Annotated in this window: 18 protein-coding genes; 10 read left to right on the plus strand and 8 right to left on the minus strand. The window is 68.4% G+C overall.

Features of this window, described 5'->3' with window-relative positions:
- Window positions 1-3: 3 nt before the first annotated feature.
- Window positions 4-603 (plus strand): rhomboid family intramembrane serine protease, encoded by a 600-nt coding sequence (locus tag FQ377_RS08030; protein ID WP_148600731.1) that lies wholly within the window; start codon window positions 4-6, stop codon window positions 601-603.
- 4 nt (window positions 604-607) lie between these two features.
- Here the strand turns inward: FQ377_RS08030 and greA are convergent, their stop codons facing one another.
- Together greA and FQ377_RS08040 are read right to left on the minus strand one after the other, a co-directional pair.
- Complete coding sequence (gene greA / locus FQ377_RS08035) at window positions 608-1,099, minus strand: transcription elongation factor GreA (RefSeq protein ID WP_148600732.1); 492 nt, start codon at window positions 1,097-1,099, stop codon at window positions 608-610.
- Between the two features lie 194 nt (window positions 1,100-1,293).
- Window positions 1,294-1,728, minus strand: coding sequence for a DUF4307 domain-containing protein (locus FQ377_RS08040; protein ID WP_262364342.1), 435 nt, complete (start codon window positions 1,726-1,728; stop codon window positions 1,294-1,296).
- A gap of 73 nt (window positions 1,729-1,801) precedes the next feature.
- Here FQ377_RS08040 and mca point away from each other — a divergent pair, with 73 nt between their 5' ends.
- Window positions 1,802-2,719 carry a mycothiol conjugate amidase Mca gene (mca, locus tag FQ377_RS08045; protein ID WP_262364343.1) on the plus strand — a complete coding sequence of 306 codons (918 nt, stop codon included), beginning with the start codon at window positions 1,802-1,804 and terminating at the stop codon, window positions 2,717-2,719.
- Between the two features lie 89 nt (window positions 2,720-2,808).
- Window positions 2,809-3,129: a hypothetical protein gene (locus tag FQ377_RS08050; RefSeq protein ID WP_148600733.1), complete on the plus strand. Its 321-nt coding sequence runs from the start codon at window positions 2,809-2,811 to the stop codon at window positions 3,127-3,129.
- A gap of 10 nt (window positions 3,130-3,139) precedes the next feature.
- Here FQ377_RS08050 and trhA read toward each other — a convergent pair whose 3' ends face one another.
- Window positions 3,140-3,889 (minus strand): PAQR family membrane homeostasis protein TrhA, encoded by a 750-nt coding sequence (trhA, locus tag FQ377_RS08055; RefSeq protein ID WP_187393295.1) that lies wholly within the window; start codon window positions 3,887-3,889, stop codon window positions 3,140-3,142.
- A gap of 203 nt (window positions 3,890-4,092) precedes the next feature.
- On the opposite strand from trhA, the gene FQ377_RS08060 reads away from it, so the two are divergent.
- Window positions 4,093-4,860, plus strand: coding sequence for an isoprenyl transferase (locus FQ377_RS08060; RefSeq protein ID WP_148600734.1), 768 nt, complete (start codon window positions 4,093-4,095; stop codon window positions 4,858-4,860).
- A 126-nt stretch (window positions 4,861-4,986) separates the two neighbouring features.
- Entirely contained in the window at window positions 4,987-5,445 is a 459-nt protein-coding gene (locus tag FQ377_RS08065) for a DUF4383 domain-containing protein (RefSeq protein ID WP_148600735.1), read from the plus strand.
- A 209-nt stretch (window positions 5,446-5,654) separates the two neighbouring features.
- On the opposite strand, the gene FQ377_RS08070 is transcribed toward FQ377_RS08065, so the two are convergent.
- The gene (locus tag FQ377_RS08070) at window positions 5,655-6,218 is read right to left on the minus strand and encodes a class I SAM-dependent methyltransferase (protein WP_262364344.1); all 564 of its coding nucleotides are present in this window, start codon (window positions 6,216-6,218) and stop codon (window positions 5,655-5,657) included.
- On the opposite strand from FQ377_RS08070, the gene FQ377_RS08075 reads away from it, so the two are divergent.
- The 3 genes from FQ377_RS08075 (at window position 6,183) to FQ377_RS08085 (ending at window position 7,928) form a co-directional block, all read left to right on the plus strand.
- Complete coding sequence (locus tag FQ377_RS08075; RefSeq protein ID WP_187393296.1) at window positions 6,183-6,854, plus strand: winged helix-turn-helix transcriptional regulator; 672 nt, start codon at window positions 6,183-6,185, stop codon at window positions 6,852-6,854. The two genes, FQ377_RS08070 and FQ377_RS08075, sit on opposite strands and share 36 nt — an antisense overlap.
- 94 nt (window positions 6,855-6,948) lie before the next feature.
- Window positions 6,949-7,452, plus strand: a complete 504-nt coding sequence (locus FQ377_RS08080) for a prepilin peptidase (RefSeq protein ID WP_148600736.1) — start codon at window positions 6,949-6,951, stop codon at window positions 7,450-7,452.
- Between the two features lie 5 nt (window positions 7,453-7,457).
- Window positions 7,458-7,928 (plus strand): NUDIX hydrolase, encoded by a 471-nt coding sequence (locus FQ377_RS08085; RefSeq protein WP_148600737.1) that lies wholly within the window; start codon window positions 7,458-7,460, stop codon window positions 7,926-7,928.
- Between the two features lie 33 nt (window positions 7,929-7,961).
- Here FQ377_RS08085 and FQ377_RS08090 read toward each other — a convergent pair whose 3' ends face one another.
- The 3 genes from FQ377_RS08090 to FQ377_RS08100 are packed head-to-tail and all read right to left on the minus strand — an operon-like array spanning window position 7,962 to window position 10,842.
- Entirely contained in the window at window positions 7,962-9,437 is a 1,476-nt protein-coding gene (locus FQ377_RS08090) for a class II fumarate hydratase (RefSeq protein WP_148600738.1), read from the minus strand.
- A 16-nt stretch (window positions 9,438-9,453) separates the two neighbouring features.
- Window positions 9,454-10,074, minus strand: coding sequence for a carbonic anhydrase (locus FQ377_RS08095; RefSeq protein ID WP_148600739.1), 621 nt, complete (start codon window positions 10,072-10,074; stop codon window positions 9,454-9,456).
- Window positions 10,075-10,116: 42 nt separating this feature from the next.
- On the minus strand, window positions 10,117-10,842 hold the full coding sequence (locus tag FQ377_RS08100; protein WP_262364345.1) for a DUF4245 domain-containing protein: 726 nt from the start codon (window positions 10,840-10,842) through the stop codon (window positions 10,117-10,119).
- A 155-nt stretch (window positions 10,843-10,997) separates the two neighbouring features.
- Here FQ377_RS08100 and glpX point away from each other — a divergent pair, with 155 nt between their 5' ends.
- Both glpX and FQ377_RS08110 read left to right on the plus strand, forming a co-directional pair.
- On the plus strand, window positions 10,998-12,050 hold the full coding sequence (gene glpX / locus FQ377_RS08105; protein WP_148600740.1) for a class II fructose-bisphosphatase: 1,053 nt from the start codon (window positions 10,998-11,000) through the stop codon (window positions 12,048-12,050).
- A gap of 42 nt (window positions 12,051-12,092) precedes the next feature.
- Window positions 12,093-13,136 carry a lipid II:glycine glycyltransferase FemX gene (locus FQ377_RS08110; protein ID WP_148600741.1) on the plus strand — a complete coding sequence of 348 codons (1,044 nt, stop codon included), beginning with the start codon at window positions 12,093-12,095 and terminating at the stop codon, window positions 13,134-13,136.
- 6 nt (window positions 13,137-13,142) lie between these two features.
- Here the strand turns inward: FQ377_RS08110 and manA are convergent, their stop codons facing one another.
- Entirely contained in the window at window positions 13,143-14,486 is a 1,344-nt protein-coding gene (gene manA / locus FQ377_RS08115; protein ID WP_148600742.1) for a mannose-6-phosphate isomerase, class I, read from the minus strand.
- Between the last annotated feature and the right edge of the window lie 32 nt (window positions 14,487-14,518).

The following is a 14,518-nucleotide window of genomic DNA, read 5'->3' on the forward strand; positions in this document are numbered from 1 at the left end:
GGGATGGGACCACTCGCGCGCAGGGCCCAGACGGGCCTGCTGGCTGTCGCAGGCCTGGTCGGCGCCATGTGGATGGTGTTCCTCGTGAACCTGCTGCTCGGCGGACTGCTCGTGCAGACTCTCGGGATCGCACCGCGTCGTATCGACGGTCTCGACGGGATCCTCTTCGCGCCCCTGCTGCACGGCGGCATCGACCACCTGGTGAGCAACACGCTGCCCCTGCTCGTCCTCGGCTTCCTGTCCTTCCTGGAGGGCGCCAGGCGCTTCGTCCTGACGATCGCCATCACCTGGCTCGCCTCGGGGCTCGGCACCTGGATCTTCGGAGGCGGGCTCACCATCGGTGCATCCGGGGTGGTGTTCGGTCTCTTCGCCTATCTGGTCGCGCGCGGCTTCTACAACCGGGACCTCCGACAGATCCTCCTGGCCGGAATCCTGTTCGCGGCCTACGGGTCCATCCTCTGGGGCATCCTCCCGACGGCGGGATCGAATGTCTCCTGGCAGGCGCACCTCTTCGGTGCGCTCGGCGGTGTCGCTGCAGCCTCCGCCCTCAGACGCAGGCGGCCCGCCCCGCCGGGGATGGACCGCCGAGCTCCCACTCCCTAGCGGTTCAGCCCTTGTAGGGCGTGGCCGAGATGATCTCGACCGTGATCTGCTTGCCGTTGGGTGCGGTGTAGCTGACGGTGTCGCCAGCCTTCGTGCCCTGGATGGCAGCCCCGAGCGGCGACCTCTCGCTGTAGACGTCGATATCCGTGTCGCCGGCCACCTCCCGGCTGCCGAGCAGGAAGTTCTCGACGTCGCCCGCGATCTTCGCGGAGACCATCATGCCCGGCTCGACGACGCCGTCGTCCGCCGGGGACTCGCCCACGTGGGCATCCCTGAGCAACTGGGTGAGCTGCCGGATGCGGCCCTCGGCCTTGCCCTGCTCCTCCTTGGCGGCGTGGTACCCGCCGTTCTCCTTCAGATCACCCTCCGAGCGGGCCTGCTCGATGCGCGCCACGATCTCGGTACGGCCGGGGCCGGAGAGATGGTCCAGCTCGCTCTTGAGCCGATCGTAGGATTCCTGCGTGAGCCAGGCGACGGAGGCGCTGTTGGTGGACACGGACTAACTCCTTAGGTACGGCCTCCGCCGGGTGCGGCGCGGCTCCTGATCACTCCACCGGGCGACGACGGGTCGTCACCGGCAAGCAAACACCCCGCGTCAGGGGGCAGGTCTGCCGGTGAAGCGGGGTGATACGTCAGGCTCTATTCTAGTGCGGGCACGTGCATAACCCAAGCAGCCATCCTGTGCGGAGTTCAGTCCTCGACGATCCAGCAGGCGTTGACTCCGCCCGAGACGGCCGGTGAGTCGATGCGCAGATCAGTGCGCTGCGACGTGGTCCTGCCGTCGTTGACCCCCTCACCGGGGTCGGTGGGGCCGATCGTGACGATATCCCAGCCCACCACCGCGTAGTTCTCGCTCAGTGCCTGCACCGCGCACTGGGCCGATGCCGAGCGGTCCTTCGTCACCTCGAAGTCCACGCTGGCCCGGCCCTCGGCGCCGAGGGAGAAACCGACGTCCTTCGAATCCACCGGGGGGCTGCCGGTAGTGCTCGCGAAGACTCCGGCCGCGAGGACCGCGCCGGACAGTGCCGCGAGCGTCAGAACCCTGGCACGCCGCGGATGCCGCCGCGGCTTTGGCGTCCCGTAGCGAGTGGCTATTCTTGGTGGTGGCGTGGATGCAGAACTCACACATGCATTTTACCGCCCATCGGCGACGGCACGGTCCGGATGCCGCCCAGTCCAGCAGACCCAGGAGCACGCAGTGCCTACCCATGATCGACCCCAGGTGTCCGGAGCAGGCTTCCGCCTCCTCGCGGTCCACGCGCATCCCGACGACGAGTCGAGCAAGGGTGCCGCCACCATGGCCGGCTACGCGGCAGCGGGAGCAGAGGTCATGGTGGCGACCTGCACCGGCGGCGAGCGCGGCGACGTCCTGAATGCGGCGATGGAAGCCGATCCGCACGGCAGGCGTGATCTTCCCGGTCTGCGACGGCTCGAGATGGCACGCGCCGTCGCGGAGCTCGGCGTGCAGCACCGCTGGCTGGGCTTCACCGACTCGGGTCTGCCCGAGGGGGACCCACTGCCGGACCTGCCCTTCGGATGTTTCGCACTGCAGCCCCTCGAGCGCGCTGCGGCACCCCTCGTGAAGCTCGTCCGCGAGTTCCGCCCGCACGTGATCGTCGGGTATGACGAGAACGGCGGATACCCCCACCCGGACCACATCATGGCGCACCGCATCACCGTCGAGGCGTTCGAGGCGGCGTCCGACCCCGCGCGCTATCCGGGGACGGGGGAGCCGTGGGCGGTCTCGAAGCTGTACTACGACCGCGCCTTCAACCCGGAGCGTTTCCGGGCACTCCACGACGCTTTGGAAGCTGCGGGGCTCGAGTCGCCCTACGCGGAACGCCTCGCTCAATGGCTCGAGGACGACGCCGAAGGCCATCAGCCACCGCCGCCCACCCACCCGACCACCACGCAGATCGAGTGCGGTGACTTCTTCGACCGCCGTGAGCGGGCGCTCCTCGCCCACCGCACCCAGGTGGATCCCGAGGGCTTCTTCTTCGCCGTCTCCGTCGACATGCAGCGTCAGGTCTGGCCCTACGAGGACTACTCGCTCATCAGGACCCGGGTGGACTCCACGCTGCCCGAGGTGGACTTCTTCGCCGACGTGACGGCCTGACACCCGGTGCTCGCAACATTTCTATCCGGCGTAGAATTCTTGGACGCGGTCCACGGTGAATCGCTGCGAGTCCGGAAAGTGGTGCCTGCGTGGTCCTTGAGCTGATGATGTCCGCAACGACGACGACGCCGTCCGGGGAGGCGACGCTTCGCCCGGAGATCGATCCTTCGTCGGTGACCCCCGGGCTTGAGGGCTTCCTGGCTACACTTTTCGTCGTCGTGCTCGTCATCTTCCTGATCCGGGACATGGTCAAGCGCATCCGGCGCGTGCGGTACGCCGGTGAGGTGGAGCAGACGCGCGCCCAGCAGCAGTCCGGCACGTCGGACGCACCTGCGCCAGAGCCGAATGGCACGCGGACGGACGAAACCGGCTCGGGGCCCGGCGGCAAGCACGGTCCCGGGCGTCGGTGACCACCGCGGTCTAGGTCAGCGGATTCAGGACCGCCAGCATGATGGCGATGAAATGTGCCGCGAAGGCCGCGACCGTCAGGGCGTGGAAGAGCTCGTGGAAGCCGAAGAGCCGCAGCGAGAAGTTCGGAGCCTTGACGCCGTAGAACACGGCTCCCGTGATGTACAGGACGCCGCCCACGCAGATCAGCACCGCTGCCGGGATGTTCGCACCGAAGAACTCGGGCAGGTAGAACAGCGAGGCGAGGCCGAGTGCCACGTAGACGGGCACGTACAGCCACCTTGGGGCGTCGACCCAGAAGTTGCGGAACAGGACTCCCGCCAGTGCTCCGCCCCAGATCACCCAGAGCAGTGTCTCGGCCTTGTCGCGCTCCAGGAGCGCCCAGGCCAGGGGAGTGTAGGACCCTGCGATGACGAGCATGATGTTCGTGTGGTCGAGTCGCTTGAGGACCGCCTTCGGGCGCGGACTCCAGTTGCCCCGGTGGTACACGGCACTGACGCCGAACAGCAGGACGCCGGTGAGGGCGTAGACCGCGGACGCGAGCTTGAGCCCCGGGGTGGGCGCGAGGACGATGAGCACCACGCCGGCGGCGATGGCCAGCGGCGTCGCGACCGCATGGATCCAGCCGCGCCACAGCGGTTTGGTGGCGATCGCGTCGGCCAGGGGGCCGGCGACGGCGTTGACCGCACCGTCGAGGCCCGTCCCCCCGGATCCGGCGGGTTCCGAAGGGCGCGGAGCAGGGGCCGAGCGGCGCGGGGTCATGCGAAAATCCTAGCCCACGGTGATGCCCGGCAGCGGTCGGGAGAGGGGGATGGACACCCCGCCGGGAGTGGCGTCCGGTGTCCTGTCGGACAAGTGCCGGTACGGTGTGAAAAGCTGGGGCGTTATCGGCTTCGCGGGCGTGGTGCAGCAGCGTCGCTCAGCGAGGTACCACCGGACCATCGACCAGGGGAGGGCTCACGAGCGTGACGTGGAAGTTCCCCGCCCTCGGTTACAGCTTCTACGAGCGCAGACTCCAGCGCCAGCTCGCCCCGGGGCGGATCCCGCACCACATCGGTGTGATGGTGGACGGCAACAGGCGGTGGGCCAGACTCGCGGGTGCCCCGACGAGTCACGGACACCGAGCCGGAGCCGACAAGATCCACGAGTTCCTGGGCTGGTGCGAGGAGCTGGGGGTCGACGTCGTCACCCTCTACATGCTCTCCACCGACAATATGGGTCGGGATCAAACCGAGATCGATCAGCTCATGGGCATCATCGCCGACACCCTGGACCGGCTCGGGGAGAGCAACCGGGTGCGGGTGCAGCCCGTGGGGGCCCTGGATCTGCTCCCCGATGACCTGAGCCGGAAGCTCGAGGCGCTCTCCGCCTCCACGGAGAAGATCGACGGTCTCCATGTGAACGTGGCCGTGGGATACGGCGGACGGCGTGAGATCGTCGACGCCGTCAAGGAACTGATGCACGATGCCGCGGGGAAGGGGATGTCGCTCGATGCCCTGGCGGAGGAGCTCACCGACCAGCACATCTCCTCCTTCCTCTACACCCGCGGGCAGCAGGACCCGGATCTGGTGATCCGTACCTCGGGCGAGCAGCGGCTCTCGGGGTTCCTCATGTGGCAGAGCGCGTACAGCGAGTTCTACTTCTGCGAGGCCCTGTGGCCGGACTTCCGTCGCGTCGACTTCCTGCGGGCACTGCGGGACTTCGGTCGCAGGCAGCGCCGCTTCGGGTCCTGACCCGGCACGTTCCGGACGGTGCGTGGCGTGAACTCCGGCACCGGTGTCCGCGTGAGAGGCTGATCAGGATCACGACGCCGCGGGTCCACGAGACCGCGCGGCTTCTCTATGAGAGGAACTCTTCACATGACTACTGCGGACACATCCCGTTCCGGTGCTCGGACACTGGTGCAGCTGGCGGCACTCGTCGTCGGCGCCGTCTTCCTGCTCGTCGGGGTACTCGGCTTCGTTCCGGGCATCACCACCAACTACGACGAACTGCAGTTCGCGGGCCACGAGTCGGGTGCACTGCTGCTCGGTGTCTTCCAGGTCTCCATCCTGCACAACATCGTGCACCTGCTCTTCGGCATCGCGGGTATCGCCGCGGCACGCTCGGCAGGCGGCTCCCGTTCGTTCCTCCTCGTCGGGGGCATCATCTACCTCGTGCTGTGGATCTACGGCCTGGTCGTCGATCCGATGGCCGCCAGCAACTTCGTTCCGCTCAACGACGCTGACAACTGGCTCCACCTGGGCCTCGGCGTCGGCATGATCGCCCTGGCGCTCGTGCTGCCCCGCCGACACGATCGGGCCGCCACGCGCGTCTGATGGCCGACAGCTGGTCGTAGAAGTGGAGAAGGGCTCCGGGACGTCTCGTCCCGGGGCCCTTCCCGTCCGTGGCTCCTGAGGAAGCCGGCGCATGACCTCACATCGCCGTCACTGTCGGCGAGCGGTGAGCAGCAGGTACTCCCAGTCCATTGCACCCGCGCCACGATCCTGTCGCCGTGCGAGGTCGATGAGCGCGTCGTCGAGACTGCTCACCTTGCCCGCATCGGTCGCCAGTGCTTGATAGACAGCGACGGTGGGTCCGCTCCGGGTGGGGGCGGTGGGGAATACGGCTTCATGGCGGCGAACCTCTGTCCGACGAAGCCGGACGGGGTCCAGTTGAGCAGGCCTATCCGGCCACCCCGCCGGCACACGCGCACCAGTTCGTCGGCACTTTTCTGGTGCGACGGCGCGAACATGAGACCCACGCAGCTGATCACGGCGTCGAAAGCGCCGTCGTCGAAGGGCAGCGCCTCGCAGTCCGCTTCGCGCCACTCGATGTCGACGCCCAGATCCTCCGAGCGCGGGTGGCCGCTCTCGAGCAACTCCGGTGTCAGATCGGAGCCGATCACGTGGGCGCCTCGCCGGGCTGCAGGGAAGGAGGCGTTGCCGGAGCCCGCGGCCACGTCGAGGACGTGGTCACCGGTCGTGATGCCGGTGGCGTCGACGAGCTCCGCGCCCAAGGTGGGGATGACGTCCTCGGCAACCGAGGGGTAGTCACCCAACGCCCAGATCTGCCGGTGCCTGGCCTTGATGTCGGGTGTGATGGTCTGCATGATGCTGATGTCCTCCCCGGTAAGGCGCCTTCCTGGTGTCGAGAACTACTGGCCGGTTCCACACACTTCAACGATCTTCGGCGCGGCAATCCGAAGATGTCACCGGCTTTGCTCTCCAAGCGGCTGAGACGACTGGAACGCTCGGGCGTCGTGCAGCGACGCGTCGAGGGAACACATGTCAGCTACGTCCTCACACCCTCCGGGGAGGAGCTGCGCCCTGCCGTCGAGGCCCTGGCGGCATGGGGCATTCGGTGGATAGGGGAACTCGGGGAGGAGGATCTGGATCCGCACCTGCTGCTCTGGGACATGCGGCGCACACTGCCCCTTCAGGCGTGGCCGCGCGGGCGCACGGTGGTCGCCTTCGAATTCGACGACGTACCGCGTGGGGCTGCACGCTGGTGGTTGTGCATCAGTGGGAATCAGGTCGATGTGTGTGACGTCGATCCGGGCTTCGACGTCGACCTGACTGTGCGCATCGGTCTGCGCACCATGGTGGAACTGTGGCGTGGGGACCGCTCCTGGCAGCAGACGCTGCGGGGGGAGCTCATCACCCTGACGGGGACCTCCGAGCTGGCACATCGTCTGCCGGTCCTGCTGGGACAGATGCCGACGGCTGCCGTGCCCCGTCCCGGTTGAGGGCACGCCTTCCCTCCTGCACCACTGCCGTGCCGGGATCCACAGTGGCCGGGCGCCCCTGTGCCGGGGTCCCGGTGTCACGTAGCGTGGAATCGTGATCGCTGCACTGGGTGTGTACCGGGCGGAACCCGTGGCCCTCGTCCTCCTCGGCGTCGCGCTGCTGGCCTTCCTCGTGGTGGGGACACGGCTCAGCGTGATCGACTGGCGCACCCACCGCCTCCCGGACCGGCTCGTGCTGCCGAGTTACCCGGCGGCGATCCTCCTGCTCGGCGGCGCAGCGGCCGTCGCCGGTGAGTGGCACCGGATGGTCGGAGTGCTCGCGGGAGGCGCCGTCCTCTGGACCGGCTTCGCGATTCTGCACGTGCTGAACCGCCGCGGTCTGGGCTTCGGGGACGTGAAACTCGCCGGTCTGCTCGGCCTGTACCTAGGGTTCGTCGGCTGGGGAGCCCTGTGGTGGGGGCCTTTCTTCGGCGTGGTCCTGGGCGGCCTCTGGAGCATGGCACTCATCGTCACCCGGAGGGCTGGTCTGCGCTCGTCCATCGCCTTCGGGCCGTTCCTCATCGCCGGAGCGGCCCTGGCGCTCGCTGTACTACGGTGAAGGGCATGCCCACACCGGACTTCGTCACCGCGCTGCGGCGCAAGATCGGCAACGATCCCCTGTGGCTCCCGGGGGTGGGTGGAGTGGTCTTCGACGACGGGGGCCGGGTGCTCCTCGGTCGACGGGCCGACAACGGCCGGTGGACCATTATCACCGGCATGGTCGAACCCGGGGAGGAACCCGCCGTCGCCCTGCAGCGGGAGTGCGAGGAGGAGACCGGTGTGATCGTCGAGGTGGAGTATCTGCTGAAAACCGGCGTCGTGGGCCCCATCACCTTCCCCAATGGGGACGTGTGCACCTTCCTGACTCTCGACTTCCGGTGCCGCTGGGTGAGCGGGACGGCGCGGGTGAACGACGACGAGTCACTCGATGTCCGCTGGTTCGCCCTCGATCAGCTGCCGGAGCTCAATGAGCGGCACCGCTCACTCGTCCTCGGTGCCGGCGGCTTCGACGGCGTGACGCGTTTCGTCTCCTGATCCCTGCTGTGAGGACGGGACGTCTGCGCGCGCTCAACCCTGCGGCGGGCGCGTCATCGAGAGCACGTCGAGGGCCGTGTCCAGCTGCTCCTCGGAGAGTTCGCCGCGCTCCACGAACCCGAGGGCGACGACGGCCTCGCGGACCGTGAGCCCCTCGGCAACGGCCTTCTTGGCGATCTTCGCCGCGTTCTCGTACCCGATGTACTTGTTCAGCGGCGTCACGATCGAGGGGGACGCCTCCGCGAGGAAGCGGGCGCGCTCCACGTTCGCGGTGATCCCGTCGATCATGCGGTCGGCGGAGACCCGCGTGGAATTGCTGAGGAGGCGGATGGACTCGAGCACGTTGCGGGCGATCACCGGGATGCCCACGTTCAGCTCGAACGCGCCGTTCGTCCCGGACCAGGCGACGGTGGCGTCGTTACCGACCACCTGGGCGCACACCATGATGACGGCCTCGGCGATCACCGGGTTCACCTTGCCGGGCATGATGGACGAACCGGGCTGCAGATCGGGCAGGGAGATCTCCCCGAGGCCCGTGTTGGGCCCGGAGCCGAGCCAGCGCAGATCGTTGTGGATCTTGGTGAGCGAGACCGCGATGGTGCGCAGCATGCCGGAAATCTCCACGAGCCCGTCGCGATTGGCCTGTGCCTCGAAGTGGTCACGCGCCTCGGTGAGGGGCAGGCCCGTGTCCTCGGCGAGGAGTTCGATCACGCGGGCCGAGAAGCCGGCAGGGGTGTTGATCCCGGTACCGACCGCGGTTCCCCCGAGGGGTACCTCGGCAACCCGTGCGAGGGAGGCATGGATGCGCTCGATACCGTAGCGGACCTGAGCCGCGTAGCCGCCGAACTCCTGGCCGAGCGTGACGGGTGTCGCGTCCATGAGGTGGGTGCGGCCGGACTTCACCACCTCGCTGAACTCCACGGCCTTGCGCTCGAGCGCCTCGGCGAGATGCGTCAGGGCCGGGACGAGATCCTTCACGAGGGCCGAGGTCGCGGCGACGTGCACGGAGGTGGGGAAGACGTCGTTCGAGGACTGCGAAGCGTTGACGTGGTCGTTGGGATGGACTGTCGTTGCACTGCCGGCGGCCTCGAGGGAGCGGGAGGCCAGGGTGGCGATGACCTCGTTGGCGTTCATGTTCGACGACGTGCCCGAACCGGTCTGGTAGATGTCCACCGGGAAATCGCCGTCGTACTGCCCGGCCGCGACGTCGTCCGCTGCTGCCTCGATGGCACGTGCACGCTCGGCGTCGAGCACCCCGAGTTCGGCGTTCGCCGTGGCGGCCGCCTTCTTGATCCGCGCCAGCGCCTCGATGTGGGCGCGCTCGAGCCTGGTGCCGGAGATCGGGAAGTTCTCGACGGCACGCTGCGTCTGCGCGCGGTAGAGGGCGTGGACCGGCACGCGGACCTCGCCCATGGTGTCGTGTTCTACGCGGTACTGCGCATCCTCAGGGCCGGGCGTCGCGCCGCTGGTGGAGGTGGGGTCGGGGCTGGCTGCAGGCGTGGGAGTCATGCGGCAATTCTGGCGCTCAGTTCTCCACTGCGCCAAATCCGGAGATCAGCACCGTCTTGCCCTCGTCGAGGCGGTAGGAGACCCCGACGACGGCGGCCGAGCCGTCCTCCACCGCGTTCGAGATGATCCGTGAGCTGTCCACGAGTCGCTGCGTGGTCTGCCGGGTGTGCTCGATCACCGTGGCATTCACGTCGGTGACACCGGCCCGCCGCGCTGTGAGGACCGACGGGGTGATCCGTTCCACGAGATCGCGGATGAAGCCGGGGGGCATGGTTCCGGTCTCGACAGTGTCGATGGTGGCCGTCACGGCGCCGCAGCTGTCGTGGCCGAGCACCACGATCAGCGGTACGCCGAGGACCGCCACGCTGTACTCGAGCGAGCCGAGGACGGCGTCGTCGATCACCTGGCCCGCCGTCCGCACCACGAACACGTCGCCCAGCCCGAGATCGAAGATGATCTCCGCCGCGAGCCGCGAGTCCGAGCAGCCGAAGATCACCGCGAACGGATGCTGGGTGTTGACGAGGGAGGTGCGGCGGGAGGCGTCCTGATTGGGATGGGAGGCATCGGCGGCGACGAATCTGGCGTTGCCCTCCTGGAGCCTGAGCCAGGCTGCGGCGGGCGTCAATTCATGGGTCACGATCGCAACTGTACTGCGACGATCAGCTCCGACGGGCAGTACCTACCCCGCCGGGTTGGAAGATGACAGACGTTCGGCTTCCTCGATCTCGTTCTGCCGGATGTCCTCGACCGTCGCCGCGCCGAGGCTGTCGAACTCCGAGAGCTCCGCCTCGCCGTTGAGGATCACGGTGGAACCGTCGACGTCGGTCCGCAGCACCGTGTCGCCGTCAGGGGCGTCGAGCAGCTCCCACTCGAGGTCGTCGATGGTGCGTGTGCCCGAGATTTGGGCGTCGCCGATCCGCTGGGCCACCCAGGTGGGATTCGCATCGTCGGTCTGCGTGAGCTGGATGAAGCCGGAGTCCGGGGTCAGGAAGCCCACCTCCCAGTAGTCGACGCCGTCGCTGCGCCCCGTGACCCAGCGTGCGTAGTTGGAGTACCAGTCCTGGAGCTCGGGAGCCGCGGGAAGATACCCGGCGTCGCCCGCGGCCTGGCGGGCCACGGTCCCGACGTCGATGTCGCGCCGATACGTATCGGCCGTGTAGGTGGGGTTCAGGAAGTAGACCGGCAGGACGACGGCGATGGTGGCCCCGGTCGCGATGAGCATGCCGCGCGCCGTCGAACTGGCTCGCTTGGCCTGGCTGGAGGTGAGGGTGATCGGGGGAGCGTCGTCGTCCCGCTCCTCCTGCCCCCGCGCGTCCGGTAGCGGGGCCCGCTGCGCGGCGTCTTGCCCGTCCGCGGGCCGCGCACCGGTCCCGGGTGTTCCCCGTCCATCGTCCTGATCATTCACAGCTCCATTTTCGCTGATCCGCGCCGGGTCACCTAACCGGAGGCGGGAGGGCGCCCGCCCCTGCGGGGGCCGCTCCGGAGCGCCGCGCCGCTCACCCGCCTATGATGACAACCAGGGAACCGGTACGTGCGCGTACCGCCTGCTTACCTTCGACGATGAGGATAGACGTGGCCAAGAACTCAGCGAATGCCCAGTACTCGACGCTCTCGCCGGCACTGGCGGTGGGTGACGACGAGCCGGACCGGAATCTCGCCCTCGAACTCGTCCGGGTCACCGAGGCGGCAGCCATCGCGGGCGGGCACTGGGTGGGTTTCGGCGACAAGAACCTGGCCGACGGCGCCGCCGTCGACGCCATGCGCTCGCTGCTGCAGACCGTCCACTTCAACGGCATCGTGGTCATCGGGGAGGGCGAGAAGGACGAGGCCCCCATGCTTTTCAACGGTGAGCGCGTGGGTGACGGCAGCGGTCCGGAGTGCGACGTCGCCGTCGACCCGATCGACGGCACGCGACTGACGGCACTGGGTATCAACAACGCGCTCGCGGTGCTCGCCGTGGCCGAGCGCGGATCGATGTTCGATCCCTCGGCCGTGTTCTACATGGAGAAGCTCGTCACGGGTCCGGAGGCCGCCGACATGGTGGATCTGCGCCTGCCGGTCAAGCAGAATCTGCACCTGATCGCCAAGGCGAACAACAAGAAGGTCAGTCAGCTCAATGTCATGATCCTGGACCGCGACCGGCACCGGCCCCTCGTGGAGGAGATCCGCGAGGCCGGCGCCCGGACGAAGTTCATCATGGACGGCGATGTCGCCGGAGCCATCGCCGCGTCCCGCGAGGGGACCGACGTCGATGCCCTGATGGGTATCGGCGGCACACCGGAGGGCATCGTGGCGGCGTGCGCGATCAAGTCGCTCGGCGGAGTCATCCAGGGCAGGCTCTGGCCCACGAGCGACGAGGAGAAGCAGAAGGCGATCGACGCCGGCCACGATCTCGATCGCGTCCTGTCCACCGACGACCTGGTCACGAGTGACAACTGCTACTTCGCGGCGACGGGTATCACCGACGGCGATCTGCTGCGCGGCGTGCGCTACAGCAAGGACAAGGTGCTCACGCAGTCCATGGTGATGCGCTCCAAGTCCGGGACCATCCGCGTGGTCGACGGCGAGCACCAGGCCCACAAGTGGGAGAGCTACGCCCGCGTGAACCAGTAGGGACCGCCCGGCCGGGCTATCCGGCACCTATAGGCTGGCGTGATGAGTCTTTCCGTTTCCCCCTGCCTGGACCGCGCCCTCTGGGATGCCACCGTCGACGAACTGGCGGGCCACCCCCAGCAGCTGTGGGGCTGGGGGGAGACCAAGGCGGACCACGGCTGGAGCGCCGACCGGGTGCTCGTCACCGAGGACGGCGAGGTGGTCGGGGCCGCACAGGTGGTGCTCAAGTCCCTGCCGTGGCCCATGCGCAGTCTGGCCTACATCCCGCGTGGACCGCAGGTGATCCAGGGTCGGGCGACCGAGGTCCTCGATGCCGTCGCGGAGTACGTGCGGACCACGCATCATTCGGTCGCGCTGAGCATCGAACCGGACTGGGACGCCGCGAGCGACGAGGCCCGCGCACTGCCGGGCAGCGGGTGGAGGGCGAGCACCAGCACCATCCTCATCCCGCGGACGCTCATCCTGGATCTGCGCCGCTCCGACGACCAGCTGCTGGCCGGCATGTCGAAGAAGCACCGCCAGTACATCCGGAAATCGGGGCGGGAGGAGCTCGACATCCGCCGCGTGGAGCGCAGCGAACTCCCCGCCTGCCTGGATGTCTACCGTGTGACGGCGGAGCGTGCGGGCTTCGGCATCCACGAGGACACCTACTACCTGGACATCTTCGACAATCTCGGGGACGCCTCGCCGGTGTACGCGGCGTTCCAGGGAGCCGACGTCGTCGCCTTCCTGTGGCTCTCGACCAGCCGTGCCACCTGCTTCGAGCTCTACGGCGGCATGACCGACCAGGGCGAGCGGCTACGCGCCAACTACGCCCTGAAGTGGCTGGCCATCGGCGAGATGAAGGCGCGCGGAGTCACCCGCTACGACTTCAACGGTCTGCTCAACGACGGCGTCTCCCGCTTCAAGATGGGCTGGGCGGATCACGAGGATCTGCTGGCAGGCACGTGGGACAGGCCCTTGAGTTCCATCTACCCGCTCTTCAGCCGCCTGCTGCCCCTTGCCAGGCGCGGCATGCAGCAGGCCCGCCGGCAGGCGGCACGGGCCGTACCGGCACTCCGCGGACTTCGGAGGCGTGGCGTCTAGCGTCTGTCATGCGCCTGCGCGCTGCGGTTCCTCCCCGACGGTCACCGCGAAGGCGAGAACGGGCCCTTCCGCGGCGTGCTGGTCCTTCGCCGCGCGGACGATCAACGGCGCTTCCGAGGCTCCGACGAACGCACTCCCGCCCCGCGGCACGAGGAGCGTTGAGCGCGGGGTGTCGAGCAGGATCGGTCCGCTGACGGCGAGGATCACCACCGGCCCGTTCTGCATCACGGGGACGTGGGAGTCGCCGTCCGCCCGAGGGCCTGCGGCGGATTCACCCGACGTGTCCTCGAGCACGATCCGCTGGAGCTGGAACTCGTCGAACGGCGGACGGTAGAGCTCCTGGTCGAAGAGCGTGTACTCGGGTGCCAGCGTCGGCGGCGGCACGGCCTCGAAGACCACCGTGGCGAGCAGTGCATCGGGGTCCACGTGCTTGGGGGTCAGGCCCCCGCGCAGTACATTGTCCGACGACGCCATGACCTCGATCCCCAGACCGCTGAGATAGGCATGGATGTTCCCTGCGGGGAGGTAGAGAGCCTCACCCGCCCGCAGCGAGACGCGGTTCAGCAGCAGCGCCACGAGCACTCCCGGGTCGCCCGGGTATTGGGCCGCGAGCTCCCTGATGGTCGCCAGATCACGCGCGACGTCGTCCCCCTCCCCGGGGAGCACCCCCGCAGGCGGTGGGGTGCTGTCCGGGCCGCTGGCCGCCATGCCCTCCACGGCGTCGACGACGGCGTCCACCACGCCGCGTGGTGCGTGCAGCGCCTGCGCGAACGCCGATTGCAGGGCGTCCTTCCCACCCATGACGAGCCGCGCTGCCACGGAGTCGAGGAAGCCGTGTGCCTCGGACCCGGGGTCGACGGCGGCGGCGAGGGCGGCGAAGACCGCGACGGCCTCGGCCGGTGGACGGAAGCCGCAGAGCGCCTCGAAGGCCGAGAGGGTGTAGAGAAGCTCGGGCTTGTGGTTCCGGTCCCGGTAGGTGCGGTGTGGAGCGGACCTCGGTACGCCGGCGGCCTCCTCGGCATCGAAGCCGGCAGCAGCCTGCCCGGGGTCCGGATGGACCTGGAGCGACAGCGCTGATCCGGCCGCGAGCACCTTCAGCAGGAAGGGCAGCCGATTCCCGAAGCGCGTGGCCGTATCTGCTCCGAGGAGTCCCTCGGGATCGTCGGCGATGGCCTCGTCGAGGCCATTGCGGGAACCGTCCTGACGGATGATCCTCGAGGGGGAGTCCGGGTGGGCGCCTACCCAGAGTTCGGCCTCCGGCTCACCGGAGGGTTCCCTGCCCAGCAGCTCGGCGATGGCATGCGTCGAACCCCACGCGTACTGGCGGAGCGGATTGTCCAGGAGGAACATCGTCGGGGTCCTTCGAAGGGGTCGGGGTGGAT

The organism is Arthrobacter echini, from assembly GCF_008107445.1.
In the GTDB taxonomy this organism is placed as follows: Bacteria; Actinomycetota; Actinomycetes; order Actinomycetales; family Micrococcaceae; genus Arthrobacter_D; species Arthrobacter_D echini_A.

Coding starts and splice junctions, on each gene's coding strand:
- FQ377_RS08030 (WP_148600731.1), top strand. CDS start 4: ATGGGACCACTCGCGCGCAGGGCCCAGACGGGCCTGCTGGCTGTCGCA.
- trhA (WP_187393295.1), bottom strand. CDS start 3,889: ATGACCCCGCGCCGCTCGGCCCCTGCTCCGCGCCCTTCGGAACCCGCC.
- FQ377_RS08065 (WP_148600735.1), top strand. CDS start 4,987: ATGACTACTGCGGACACATCCCGTTCCGGTGCTCGGACACTGGTGCAG.
- FQ377_RS08070 (WP_262364344.1), bottom strand. CDS start 6,218: ATGCAGACCATCACACCCGACATCAAGGCCAGGCACCGGCAGATCTGG.
- FQ377_RS08085 (WP_148600737.1), top strand. CDS start 7,458: ATGCCCACACCGGACTTCGTCACCGCGCTGCGGCGCAAGATCGGCAAC.
- FQ377_RS08090 (WP_148600738.1), bottom strand. CDS start 9,437: ATGACTCCCACGCCTGCAGCCAGCCCCGACCCCACCTCCACCAGCGGC.
- glpX (WP_148600740.1), top strand. CDS start 10,998: ATGAGGATAGACGTGGCCAAGAACTCAGCGAATGCCCAGTACTCGACG.
- FQ377_RS08110 (WP_148600741.1), top strand. CDS start 12,093: ATGAGTCTTTCCGTTTCCCCCTGCCTGGACCGCGCCCTCTGGGATGCC.
- manA (WP_148600742.1), bottom strand. CDS start 14,486: ATGTTCCTCCTGGACAATCCGCTCCGCCAGTACGCGTGGGGTTCGACG.